10 protein-coding genes are annotated in these 13469 nt (G+C 42.0%); 1 reads left to right on the forward strand and 9 read right to left on the reverse strand.

Features of this window, described 5'->3' with window-relative positions:
• Window positions 1–125: 125 nt before the first annotated feature.
• From WKK05_RS11835 to WKK05_RS11875, 9 genes are all read right to left on the reverse strand, one after another.
• A complete protein-coding gene (locus WKK05_RS11835; RefSeq protein ID WP_341529909.1) occupies window positions 126–530 on the reverse strand; it encodes a hypothetical protein in 405 nt (134 codons plus the stop codon).
• A gap of 65 nt (window positions 531–595) precedes the next feature.
• The gene (gene cax / locus WKK05_RS11840) at window positions 596–1777 is read right to left on the reverse strand and encodes a calcium/proton exchanger (protein WP_341529910.1); all 1182 of its coding nucleotides are present in this window, start codon (window positions 1775–1777) and stop codon (window positions 596–598) included.
• 101 nt (window positions 1778–1878) lie between these two features.
• Window positions 1879–2991 (reverse strand): calcium/proton exchanger, encoded by a 1113-nt coding sequence (cax, locus tag WKK05_RS11845; protein WP_341531070.1) that lies wholly within the window; start codon window positions 2989–2991, stop codon window positions 1879–1881.
• A gap of 910 nt (window positions 2992–3901) precedes the next feature.
• Window positions 3902–4354 carry a universal stress protein gene (locus tag WKK05_RS11850; RefSeq protein WP_341529911.1) on the reverse strand — a complete coding sequence of 151 codons (453 nt, stop codon included), beginning with the start codon at window positions 4352–4354 and terminating at the stop codon, window positions 3902–3904.
• Window positions 4355–4421: 67 nt separating this feature from the next.
• Entirely contained in the window at window positions 4422–6551 is a 2130-nt protein-coding gene (locus tag WKK05_RS11855) for a heavy metal translocating P-type ATPase (protein WP_341529912.1), read from the reverse strand.
• Window positions 6506–7765 carry a formylglycine-generating enzyme family protein gene (locus tag WKK05_RS11860; RefSeq protein WP_341529913.1) on the reverse strand — a complete coding sequence of 420 codons (1260 nt, stop codon included), beginning with the start codon at window positions 7763–7765 and terminating at the stop codon, window positions 6506–6508. Before WKK05_RS11860 ends, WKK05_RS11855 begins: the two co-directional genes overlap by 46 nt.
• A gap of 156 nt (window positions 7766–7921) precedes the next feature.
• Window positions 7922–8281 carry a transposase gene (locus tag WKK05_RS11865; RefSeq protein WP_341531071.1) on the reverse strand — a complete coding sequence of 120 codons (360 nt, stop codon included), beginning with the start codon at window positions 8279–8281 and terminating at the stop codon, window positions 7922–7924.
• On the reverse strand, window positions 8268–8495 hold the full coding sequence (locus WKK05_RS11870; protein ID WP_341529914.1) for a hypothetical protein: 228 nt from the start codon (window positions 8493–8495) through the stop codon (window positions 8268–8270). The genes WKK05_RS11865 and WKK05_RS11870 overlap by 14 nt, the downstream gene beginning before the upstream one ends.
• A 92-nt stretch (window positions 8496–8587) precedes the next feature.
• On the reverse strand, window positions 8588–10873 hold the full coding sequence (locus tag WKK05_RS11875; RefSeq protein ID WP_341529915.1) for a heavy metal translocating P-type ATPase: 2286 nt from the start codon (window positions 10871–10873) through the stop codon (window positions 8588–8590).
• A 1071-nt stretch (window positions 10874–11944) separates the two neighbouring features.
• On the opposite strand from WKK05_RS11875, the gene WKK05_RS11880 reads away from it, so the two are divergent.
• Window positions 11945–13285: a ParB N-terminal domain-containing protein gene (locus tag WKK05_RS11880; RefSeq protein WP_341529916.1), complete on the forward strand. Its 1341-nt coding sequence runs from the start codon at window positions 11945–11947 to the stop codon at window positions 13283–13285.
• The last annotated feature ends 184 nt before the right edge of the window (window positions 13286–13469 follow it).

Consider the following 13469-nt stretch of genomic DNA (forward strand, 5'->3'; position numbering starts at 1 on the left):
TTGTTGAGTCAATAAGACAATGTAAAGATAAATAAATGTAAAAAAGAAGGTAGGAGGTAGAAGACACGAGGCAGAAGTTAGCAGTTATTCCCCTTCCTTCCATTCCCCTGTTCCCTATTTTCAAGTCAGTTTCGCTTCATTTTAGTCTGATTGGCGGTTTCCACAAATGTAAAACGTTCCCATTCACCGTATAAAGTTTCAGTTCGGAAGCGAATTTGACTAGCAGCCAGTTCCAATCCTTTAGAGGTGGCACAAGTACCAAATGTATGCATAAATATAGGCATAGCTGCTATACCTCCTGGAGTAAAGCCGGCAAATGCTGCTCCGGCGGCTGCAAGCATAATGCATTGTCCAAAAGCCTTCCAAGTTTCCTCATTAACATTATCAGACCGTTCAATACTCACAAAAGCTTTGAGAGTTGTTTTTCTGGTTTCAAGTACTGGCGTTAGTAAAAAGCCATTACTGTCCATCACAACTCTAAACTCTGGCAAACCGTCTATACTCCCCAATTCAAAATCTCTAGTGGTCATTTTTGTTGTTGGTTGTCAGTTGTTAGTTATTAGTTGTCATTCTCCCCTGCTCTCTTCTTGCCTCCTTAAGTCGGATCATAAAAGAACAAGACACTAATAACGCCAAAGAAAATCAGCATTTGCAATCCATTTAACCAATTACATCGCCCATCCTGAGAAATTTGAGTCATGATTAGAACACTACCAATAAGCGCAGCGATTTGCGGAGGTGAGAAAAGAAAATCAACAGGCTTACCGACCAAAACAGAAGCGACGATTAAAGTTGGAATTACTAGCAATGCAACTTGAGAAGCAGCATTCATACCAATCTCAAAACTAAGATCCAATTTATTTCTGTAAGCAACCATAACAGCACTCATAATCGCGCCCACGTTGCCAATAATGCCAATTACAATTGCCCCCACAAACATCTCAGTCCATCCCAGTCCAGTAGTAACAGAATCTACGCAATCAGCAACAAAATTAGATAAAAAAGCCATCAAGACGCTAGAAGCGGCAAGTACGCCAATAGAGAGGGGGATACCCCAAGACATTTCTACATCTTCTTCTGGCACAAAAACGTCTGTGAGATTTTTGGCTTGTGGTGCTGACTCGGAATGCACAAAAGCTCCCGCGAGATTCTTAGCTTGCAGTGCTGGTTCCGAATATCTAAATCTAGCCAGGGTATAGATTATGCTCCCGCCATAAGCCATGAGCAAAAATACAGACAACCAAACAGAGACATTCTTGATTACATCAGCAGCACTTACACTTTCACTAGAAAAATCAACTGCATGAGCATAAACTGACGGCATAAGAATTGCCACCGCAGCAATCATTAATCCTGCGGCTGCATCTTTGGCTCTATCTAAGGGAAATGTCACCGTACCAAAGCGATAGCCACCAACCATAATGGCTGCACCAACAGCAACCAACATATTGCTGATAATTGCACCTGTCCAGGCAGCTTTTGCTAGCGGCCCTAACCCTTTAGCTACGGCAATTAAACCAAAAATTAGTTCGGGTAAGTTACTGAAGGCAGCATTCATCATCCCACCCCATGTGCAACCAACCTTGTCTGCTAATTGCTCTGTAGCATTGCCAAGCCAGTAGGCAACAACAACCATCCCCAGGCAGGAAGTAAAGAACAGGAATATCTCATTCCGAAGTCCTGGCAGGTATGCTATCACTAAACTTATCGGCAAAAAGATTGCTAACCAGTGAATACTAGGTTGGCTTAATACTTGCTTAACTTCTTGAAGCTGCATAATTTCAACGCTCAAGCAATAATATAGTTAAAAATTGCTCTCAAAATTTCTACAACGTTGAATCATTGTCTAGATTGATTCAGATTGTGATTTTGAATTGCTTATCCTACTACAGTTGGATGTAGGAAAAACGCTGTGGCTAGCATTAGGTAAGTCATCAAAAGCATGATTCCTTCTAACCAATTGGAACGACTGTTGGGTCTAACTGAGTTGGTCATCAGGACGGCAATAGCCACTCCTAGAACTGTAAAGTTATCAAAGTCTAGGTTCATCGGTTTGCCAATTATGAAACCACTAAAAACCAAGATAGGCGTGACGAACATTGCAATCTGTAAGCTGGAACCAATTGCCACTGAAGATGCAAGATTGACTTTGTTCTTAGCGCCACAAATACCACAAGTGATGATTTCTACAGCTGCACCAAAGATGGGAAGAAGAATTACTCCGGTGAATAAGCCACTCATACCAGTAGTAGCGATCGCCTCTGATAAACTATCTACCAGGACTTCGGAGACAAACACTAAAACAATTGTTGTGCCTAAAAGCAAGCCAATATGCAGCTTTAACCCATATTTCTCCCCTCTAGCTTCACTACCGTAACTCTCCGGTTCGGCATCCTCATCTAGTCCATAAAGATGGCTGTGAGTTTTCATAGAGAACAACAGCATGAGGATGTAACTAGTTAAGAGCAGTGCTGATGCGATGTAGGAAAACGCGTTAGTTGTCTGGAGATGTAGCGCCAACGAAGTAACTTCAATGGCGGTGGGTGCTAGCAAGAAAACAATCACCAAATTAAGCAAAGAGGCATTGACACGACCAACTGCGCTCAGGTGTTCTTGGTTAATGTGGGAGTTTTGCTGATTGATCCGCAACCCTCCAAAAAACAGGGCAATACCTAAACCTAAGAGCAGATTAGCAATCATGGAACCCATCAAACTGGCTTTGACTACATCTATTAGTCCGGCTCTGAGAGCAACAATAGAGACAATCATCTCAGTAGCGTTGCCAAAAGTAGCATTGAGCAAACCACCTATAGCAGGGCCAATTCGAGAGGCGATCGCTTCTGTAAAGTTAGCTGTCCACGCTGCTAGAGGAATAATCGCCAAACCTGCTGTCATAAAGACAATTTTGGGATTTACATTCAGGTGGTGCAAAATTAGGCAGATGGGAATAAAAACCAGCATCCGTAAGAGTAATGCATCCTTACGGGACATTGAACTAGGTTGCTTGGTTTTTTTGGTTGTTGGTGAGCGCGATAATCTGCCGGGCTTTGTAACTGACATTGTTCAGCCTCCAAGACCTTGTTATTTGTCGAGATGGTATGGAAATTCGGCGGTCACTTCGTTAGTGAGCGATCGCAATTGTGAGCAATCTATTGATTTGATGACATTAGTTTTAGTCTTCCGGGCTTCTCTGTTGAAAGTTCATAAATTTAATAGTCTAGAGTTGCTCAGGTGAACACCTGGTAATCTGACCGAGAAGGCGTATAATGCTATGAGTTGATGGGGTAAATGCTATATTACACTTACAAGCTACAAGTCTAAGGCTAATTGTGGATGAGATGACCTTACCACCTTGAACCTCTTATACCCCTGTCTCTTTTGGATACTTTTGGCTTAGGTTTGCGTCCTTTTACAATAAATTGAACGATAAACTCCTACTTTAGGCCAACACAATAAATATCACTTATTGTTAATAATATATATAGATGCGTTTGCCTTTGGATAACCCACACAATTAATCTATGGGTTGGTAATCACTGGGAGATACTAATTCAATCTTTGGATAGGTGCTTACTTGTAGCTTACAGTAATCACCGAAAGAAAGAGATGATGAAGCTGCTTACACTGATATAAATTTTTAATCAAAGATATAATGTGAAGCAGACATCTTGCTTTCAAGACCTACATAACACCTGAGATATATTGACTGCTGACAACTGAGAAATAACTACTAATTCGTAATTAAAGGGGTACAAGCTCCCTAGAAGTGTAACTACGAATTACTTAGCTTGCTTGTCGTGGAGCGAATATTATTAACTACGAATTATTTTGACTATCAACTGTAAACAGTCTATACGTTAAATCTTACTGTTTGCCTTTCTTGAATACCTACAGCACCAAGTTATTCTGGGTTTTGTATGATGAATACTGAGCAAGGAGCATAGTGGGTGACATAGTTGCTGACACTGCCCAAAATTAGTTCGCTCATACCAGAAAGCCCCCGCCGTCCGATGACAATTAATCCAGCCTCCCAGACACGGGCAGTTTCGCAAATAATATGACCGGGTCGGCCTAAACCTTGGTAATATTCAGTTGATACTCCGGCAGCGATCGCTTGTTCTGTGAAAGATTTGAGTAAATCCAGACCGGGTTTTTCAAACTCTTCCCAACGTTTCTTATTCTCTAGAGTATTAATCAAGGTCAAGATATTTGGGCTTTCTTTTTCATCAACAGATAGAACGTGGAGCAGCTTTAAAGATGCCTTAGTGGCTTTTGCTAACTCCAGTGCTTCTTGAAAGATATACTCGCTGATATCGTCACAGCGATTGAGGGCGACGAGAATTTTACGAAACATAAAACCTCATAAGCAATTCAAAATTCAAAAAAAGGAATGGGTACTTCAAAGTACCCAATATCCTCTTCTAAACTATGTTTGCTGTCTCTAATTTAGACTCACTCACACCCAAATCATTAGTTTGAGGTTCTTCCACATCAGACGAAAGAACTACTACTTCAGTCTCTACTTCTATAGAAGTTGGTGAAATATTAACTGCTTCGGATCTATGACTACGTTCTTGTAATCGCTTTTCTTCCTCAGCAATTTCAGCTGCACTTAACTGATGTCCTAGTGGCATAACTTCACCAGGGCCGATAAGCGGACGTAGACCATTCAGTTCTGCCAGGATCGCAGTACCGTTGTTGATTACTACCGCTAAAAGTGGATCGAGAGCGAAGAAAATACCGGAGATTAACGCACCTAAGTTGGGAACTGCTACGATCATGGTGTTCTGCCAAATAATATCCATTGCTTGACGCGCACATTTAACCGCCATGATTAAGCCGCGCAGGTCATCTTCCATCAGCACCACATCGGCTGTTTCTCTGGCGATGTCGGTGGCACCTGCAAAGGATATTGAAGCATCGGCGTAAGCCAGAGCGGCAGAGTCGTTAATGCCATCGCCGCAGAATGCCACAACCTTACCACTGTCGTGTAATCCTTTAACTACTTCTACTTTCTTTTCTGGGAAAGCTTCAGCAGTGACATTATTGGGATGGATGCCGAGATTATTAGCGATGGAGTTAGCAACCCGTGTCACATCACCTGTGAGCATATGCACAGTAATGCCCATCTCCTTGAGTTCGCGGATGACTTCTTTGCTTTCTGGACGTGGTGGATCACTGTAACGGATCACGCCAAGCAGTCTACCATCACCTGCTACGTAAACTAGGGATTGACCGCCTGATTTGGCATCGGGATAGCGAACGTCGTATTCCTCCAAATCCACGTTTTCTTGCTTCATGAATCGGGGGCTACCGACAATGATATTCATACCGTCGATTTTTGCTACTGCACCCAGACCAATCTTATATTCCCACTCTTCACATTCTTTGAGGGCAACACCTGTATCTTTGGCGTGATGAACGATCGCCTCAGCAATGGGATGGGTTAGACCTTTCTCAGCACTAGCCGCATAACACAAAATTTCATCTTTGGTTAAGCGGACTTCCATAACATCAATATCATTGACACCTGCATGACCAATAGTTAGTGTTCCTGTTTTGTCACAAACAACGGTGTCAATGGTCGCTAACATTTCAATAGCGCGACCACTGCGGATCAGTACGCCATTGCGAGCCGCGTAGGTGAGAACCGATAGAATTGTTGTAGGTACAGAAACCCGAATTCCTGTACCAAAGTCTAGGGTCAGCAATGCGATCGCTCGGCTGAGGTTGCCGCTAAAAATGCCCACACCTGTACCAATTAACAAGGTGGGAATTACCATTTGATTTGCCACTGTTGCTGCGTAGTTTTCAACCCGTGTATCATGTACAGGTGCAGCCTGCATCAGGTTGACAATCACACCAGCACGAGTGTTGTTGCCAACTCGTTCTGACAGAATGGTTAATGTACCATCGACCAATAAGGTAGAAGCAAAGACTTCTTCTCCGACTGTGCGAGTGACGGGTACTGATTCACCCGTGAGTTTGCACTGGTCAATAATCCCTGTCCCTTCCATAACAACGCCGTCAACAGGAATCTGGTCACCAGGATAGACAACAACATGATCACCAACAATCACATCTTGAGTGGGAATTTCTACAACTTGTCCATCGCGGATCACGAAGGCGGTCTTACTCAAGCAATCTAGAAGGTCGAGCGATGCCCGTTCACTACCCCGCGCCGTCATATCCCGGATGGCTTCGCCTCCTTCTACCAGACCTAACATAAAAGATGGAGCAAAGAAATGTCCCGTTGCTGTGTGCAACGCGATCGCTAAACCATCCAAGAAGTCAATGGTTAATTGACGCTCTTCTTGGATAGCATCCCATGCTCGTTTGAATACTGGAATTGCACCAACAAATACAACAGCACCAATCAAAACAGGAGGAATTGGCAGCCCAACCATTGCACCCAAACTGAGTACTAAACCTGCTAAAGGAAAGCCTAAACGTTCTACAAAGTCTACTTCGTTGTTAGCTTTTTCCTTCTCTTCACCAGTCCATCCTATAGGAATTTCAACAATCGATGCCTGCTGAATTGCCTTAAACAATTTCTCTTGAATAGTGGCGATTCCAATCGCAGTTGGCTCGTGATCGTAGCTTCACAGGGAGCTTGTTGATAGTTGTCGTGCCAAGCATCGGCACACCACTCCCATACGTTACCATGCATATCGCATAGTCCAAATGCGTTAGCAACTTGAAAACTTCCTACTGGTACTGTCCGTTGGCGATATTGACCTACAGGTTCTAAGTTGTAGATGTAATTGCCATCATAATTAGCTAGTTCGGGTGTAATGGTTTCACCAAAATGGAAAGGTGTTGTTGTTCTAGCGCGACAGGCGTACTCCCATTCTGCTTCGCTTGGTAAGCGATAATCTCGTCTGGTGAGTTTGGTTAGTCGGGCACAAAATTCGATCGCATCGTGCCATGAAACTTGTTCTACAGGTTGGTTTTCGCCTTTAGTATGGGCTGGATCAGGATTGAGAGAGCGATTAATAGTTGGTAAATTAGCGATCGCGCGCCATTGTGCCTGAGTAATTGTAAATCTTCCCATACAAAAAGGCTCAATTGTTACCTGATGCAGAGGTTCTTCGTGATTTTCTCGCCCTTGTTCCGCCTCTTGAGAACCCATCCAAAAGACACCCCCTGGCAGGATAATCATATCTAAAGCAACATTCTCTAGTTCTTCCTGGAAGTAGTGAGCTTCACTTCCATCGCAATTAGCCAGTTGTCCCTGTGTATCAACAGCCACTACCTGAAAAATCAAAGTTTGCACCTTGATTGGTAAAGCTGTTTCTAGTTGGTGGGGTTGTTCAAGTTCCAAAATTTCAGCCTGGGGTTGTGCTTCGGCTATTGGGGCTGTTTCTAATGGGTGGGGTTGTTCAAGTTCCAAAATTTCAGCTTGGGGTTGTGCTTCGGCTAGTTCTAAGACTAGAGAATGAATCGGCGTTAAGATGATTTCTCGTTGTTGTAAGGTTGCTGAAAGTTTGTTACGCAGTTGCGTTGCTTGCTCTAACTCAGATTGAAGTTGGGCTATGGTTTGGTTTGCTTGTTGAAGTTGGAACTGGAGTTGCTGGATTTGTTCTTTATGAGGTTTGATCATTGCCCATTGCTTTTGTGCCCATTCCAATCTTGCCTGCTCTTTCGAGGAAACTTCTGGAATCAACCCAATTATTAAAGAGTGTGCTTGGAGGTTCCAACCACATAATGAGCAATTCTCGGCTTCTGCAATGTATTTTGTTTGGCAAACAGGACATCGAGGCATAATAGTTTCCTCTGAACCTGAAGCAGTATTTGGATTGAGAAAAATCTAATAAAGTAATTGTACGCTGGAATTATGTAAATTCTACATCAAGTTTTAAGAAATTATTAACTAGGAACTGAGGACATTGGTATCAACTTAACGTAAGATAAAAGAGACTTAACGGGAAAAGTCAGGTTCGCGTAAAGCTTGTAAAGAAGAGAAAAGTTGATTTTTGAGAGGTTTCTTGAGAGCTTGCCAAAGCCTTTCGATAGGATTGAGTTCAGGAGCCGATGGTGGTTGAAATAGAGGAATAATATTCTCTGGCCAGCTAATCGCTGAACTTGTATGAGCCGATGCTTGGTCAATTTGTAAAATTGCATAATCTGAGCTTAATTGCACAGATAGCCAGTCTAAAAACTGTTGAAAACATTCGCCATCTAGTTTTGGATATTCATAAAGGAAACGATCTCCAGTCAATGGTTCAATTGCACCATAAATCCAAAAGTTAGTGCCTTTTTGATTTCTAATAAGCCTGATATCCCATCAGTTCTGGACTTCTGCAACCATCTCGTGACTGTTGAAGTATCTTTTGCCAAGCGTTTTCGATTTCTTGCTGCTCCTTAACCTGCCAGCTTTTTATCCACCACAGCATAATAAGCTTTTCTTTTTGGTTTCCTAAATTCGCTGTTTGTAGACGTTTTTTAAGTTCTTCTTCGCTCTCTGCAATTTCAATCTTAAAAGGGCGGCTCATGGTTATTTTAATTTATCAAGTTTGTTTTCTCCATTATATGCAGCTTCATATAAAGTTGTATTAGCCCAGCTTAGTTTAATTGCGAATTGATTTTATGCAGGACTGGGAGTAAGTAGTTTCAATTGCTTAGAATCAGCAGGGCTAGCAGATTTAACGGGGTGTTTAGCATCGGGTGTGTATTTGAGTGCAGCTGCATCAAAGCTAGGAACTGCTTGGGCATTAAACAGGGGACGGAAACTGTTTAACTCGGCAATCAGGGCTGAGCCATTACTGATAATGACACCTAAAACTGGATCAAAAGCAAATAAAACGCCTGCAAGTACTACACCAATATTTGGTACAGCGATGAGGGCAGTATTTTGGTAAATAATATCCATTGCTTGTTTTGCGATCGCAATGGCGTGAGGTATGCCCCGCAGATCATCATCTAAGAGGACTACATCGGCGGTTTCTCGCGCAATATCAATACCACTAGCAAAAGAAATAGAAACATCCGCATGTGCTAAAGCTGCGGCATCATTGATACCTTCTCCAATGAAAACTACAGTCCGCTCTTGGCTTTGAAGTTGGCGAATGACATCGACTTTTTGATCAGGAAATGATTCTGCATAAACATGACTACTTTGAATGCCCAGCTCCTGAGCTACACGATTAGCAACTCGTTGGTTATCGCCACTTAACATATAGGTCTGCTGACCTTGGCTTTCTAAGACGGAAATTACTTCGGCACTTTCTGGACGGACGGGGTCTGTATACAAAATCACGCCTAACAACTCACCACCCATAGCCACATATACTGTAGATTGGCTACCTGATCTTAGCTCTGGATGAAGTTGATGAGTGGGATTAACATCAATACCTTCTTGTAGCATGAGACGATAGCTACCTGCCAAAATCCGTTGTCCAGAAATTTGGGCAACAACACCAAAGCCGATGCGATAATCCCAAGCTTCACAAGGTCGAGTTTTGATATTATTCTCTTGGGCATAACGTAGAATTGCACTAGCTACAGGATGAGTGTTACCTTGTTCTGCCGACGCGGCAACTTGTAAGACATAAGCTGAAGAAATTTTTGGTCTGGCGGTTTTGATCGCTACAACTTCGGCATTACCTTGGGTTAAAGTTCCGGTTTTGTCAAAAACAACTGTATCTGTCCGTGCTAAAATTTCCAAGGCACGTCCGCTACGGATGTAGATGCCATGCCGCGCAGCGTAGGTAAGCGCCGCTAGAACCGTAGAAGGTACGGCAATGCGAATGCTGTGGCTAAAATCGAGGTGCAAAGGAGCAAGTGATCGCGATACATCTCTTGTAACAGCAAAAATTGCACCGCTTAATAGCAGGGTTGGTACAATGGTTGCATCAGCAACTTTGGCTGCATAATCTTCAACGCGTGTATCATGAACTGGAGCAGATTGCAAGAGTTCGACTGTCACTCCTAAGCGGGTATTTTTGCCAATTCGTTTTGTTAGTATGCAGATCTTGCCTTCTAACAACAAAGTAGAGGCGTGAACTACCTGTCCTTCGGAGCGAGAAACTAACGTAGACTCTCCGGTGAGTTTATGTTCATCAATTAATGCTGTACCCCGCAGTACTCTCCCACTCACTGGAATCATCTCACCTGGATAGACAATAACGCGATCGCCTTTTTGCACATCTTTTAGAGGAACCTGCACCTCTTGTCCGTCCCGTTCCACCTTGGCAAATTTATCCATTCCCATGAACAAATCCATAAATTGCCGTTCCGAAGCGCGAGCGGTGGCATCTCGCAGCACATCCCCTGTTTCCATTAAACTCAACATAAGTGACGGGCCTACAAAGTCTCCTTTAATGGTGTAAAGACCCAGCCAAAGTACGTCAAGAATATCCGCATCTAGTCGTCGTTCTTTTACAGTTGTTTCTATAAGCCTAGCCACAAAGGGTGCAGCAGCCACAGCAATTAAGCCACCAATTACTAAACCTGGGATAGGTAGCGTCAACTGGCTAGAAACCACAGCCAAACCCAAGCTGAGCATAGGTAGTCCAAGCCGCTCTATCCAGTCGATTTCTGGTCTTAGTTCTGTTTTTATTGGCACTGTCTCCGGCGGAAGGTCAACGACGCTAGCTTGCTGAATGCTATTTAACAAGCTTTTTTGTACCGTTGTTACAGACACGTCGGGTTCATAATAGACAATTAACGAGCTAGATGGCTGGTTGATCCGCACACTAACAATAAAATCAAAAGATTCTATCAGCCAACTCAGCGAACTTGCATACTCTGGATCATCGGCTAGTCGAGGTATACGAATCCGAAGTCGCTCTTGAGTTATGTGGACAATTTCATAATCTATTTCCTGAAATTGATTTTTGATCGGAATTTCATATCCTGTTGGCGTGGGCATAAAATCTTACCTCTTAGGGACAATTAACGTGCATAGGTTTGAAGTGTAAAAAATAAAGGATGAAATAAATCAATAATATGCCGGATAACGAAAATTAGGGTCAAGGGATATGGAAAGTCCAATTATTACAATAATCTTAGTGATATTTATAAAGGTTTGCACTGCTTGCATGTTACAAAAATCATGCATTTTCTCATAGATCGTAGCTTCTAGCTACAGGATGAAGATTCAAAAGGGATTAGCTAATTGCAGCATTAGCACTATTTACATTGCTTAAACAGCCTAATTACCTGCTCAATGCTGAGTACTCAGTAATGAATGTAGAAAATACTCAGTGTTCTTCATTACACTGCTTGAGAAATGGTTGTTCTTGGAAAGTCTCTTAAATTTTCAATTACAAACACAGAACACTTCCAATCCTTCTTCCGGATTAATACTTTTCCTCCTTACGGTATGAGAAATTAGCCGAGAGATACTGTTATAATTTGGCTGATTCTTAGATACTCTTAACTTAAGATTATGCCACAAAAAGCGTTATTTGTTTGATACAGAACTTTTACAACATAGTTAAGTTGACATTATGAATAAAAACTAAATTTATCAAATTTTTGTGATCAGCAACTTCTAGAAGATTTTTACCAGATTAACCTTACAATAACTATGTATAGACTCTGCGTAAGTAAAAATCTTACTTCAGTTGATCAGCCTGTTGTAGCTAGGTTTTGCAGTTTCTCACTAGAATGAATATCAGCGTTGATATAATGGTCAGCTAAAATTTTTTGGGGCAATCTTCTCGTTTGCTGTGTAGAGGAATCCTCAAGAAAGATAAACAGATAATATTGATGTCAGAAGTAAGAGCAATCTGTTACGGCGCAGGCTTCAGTAGCAGAGAGCCGCTTTCAACTTTGAAAGTTTTGTGATGTTTAATAGTACCCATGTTCTATATAAGTATAGAATTTCACAATTTAATACCAAGAAAGTGTGAAGAAAGATTACTAGAGTTGTTGTTTTGCTATATTTTCTATAGTCACCATAAAAAATATAGCCCCAGTTAATTATTTGGTAGCTTTTATGTCCTTTATTGCCATTGATAAGGTTAGTATCCAGCCCAACAGGCGTCCTCTGAACGACCAAAAAGTTGCTGAGTTGATGCAATCTATTAAGGCGAACGGACTCTTGAACCCTATAACCCTCGATCAAAATTTTAATCTAATTGCAGGGCTGCACCGCCTAACTGCTTGCAAGCTCTTGGGGCTGGAACAGATTGAATACCGGATTATTACTTATGAAGATGTAGACCATGCCAGATTGGCTGAAATCGATGAAAACCTCATTCGTAATGAACTAGAAGCCTTAGAACGAGCTGAACTCTGGCTAGAGAGAGACCAAATATTAGAGCGGATAGGTCTGCGTGCTCAATCTGGAGAGAACCAATACACCAAAAAAGGGGGTGAAATTGATTCACCCCCTAGTAAAACAACGATACAACTAGCTCAAGAGGCAGGTTATAACAAGCGGACATATCAATTAGGAAAGCAAATTGCTAAAAATATTGACCCAGAAGTTAAGGAGGTGATTAAGAAAACACCTATTGCCAGGAGTCACTCCACTTTGTTAAAAATAGCCAGAGCGGGTACTGAAGAGCGTGAGCAGGCAGAACAGGCAGAACAAAAAGCACAAGAAGCAAAACGTCAGCAAAAGCAAGAAGAAATGGAAACACAAGCTAAGTTAGCAGCAGAGGCTAGAACCAAGCTCAAAGAAAAGCAATTGATTGCACTACAAAGCTCTACTGCTCAAAAGCAGGCAAAACAGTCTATAAAATCTGCTAGACCCCAAGTTGAAAAAAAAATCAATACTACTCCAATTCTACCAGAGGCAGAGTTAGGAGATGAGTGGATACTTGGTAGGCATTTAATTTACTGTGGTGATACGGCTGAGGATAAATTTATTGGACTTCTTCCTTCCAATGCTGCTTTAGCGATCGCTACTCTTTCATTTGAGTGGAATCATGATTATCTCATTAATGAAGCTCACATTGTCGCTGTGTTAGCTCGTGAAGGACATATCCAAGATTTTTGTGCTTGCCATCGTATGCCCTTTAGATTTGAGTGGGTCTTAGGTGAATTATACGTCGGGATTTACTCTCAAGATCCCATTCTCAAACCAGAGAAGCCTGTTGGTATTGAGGGTGTAGAAGGAATTGTTGCTTATTTAATCAGTTTGTATACAAAACATGATAACTTTGTGCTTGCACCTTCTTTGGGAAACGCTGAATTATTAATTGCCTGTGAAAGGATGGGACGCATCTGCTTTGCTGGTGACAAAGCTACAGAGAATGTTGATCGGGCGATCACTCGGTGGCAAAAGTGGACAGGACAAGAGGCGAAAAGAGAAAAACACTGTTATACGTAAGAGGTCTGCAAGAAAAAACATTATATTATCTCTGTTGAGGTTGACTGTTAAATGTCAACTGTCAACAAAATCAATTAGTTTTTACTAAGCGAAAGTTATGAATAACTGAACTTTCGCATCTTTAATATTGCAAGTCCAGCAGTCTATAATATCGTAATTCGTGAGGAGGAACTATCACTAGAAT

Source organism: Nostoc sp. UHCC 0302, assembly GCF_038096175.1.
GTDB lineage: Bacteria > Cyanobacteriota > Cyanobacteriia > Cyanobacteriales > Nostocaceae > UHCC-0302.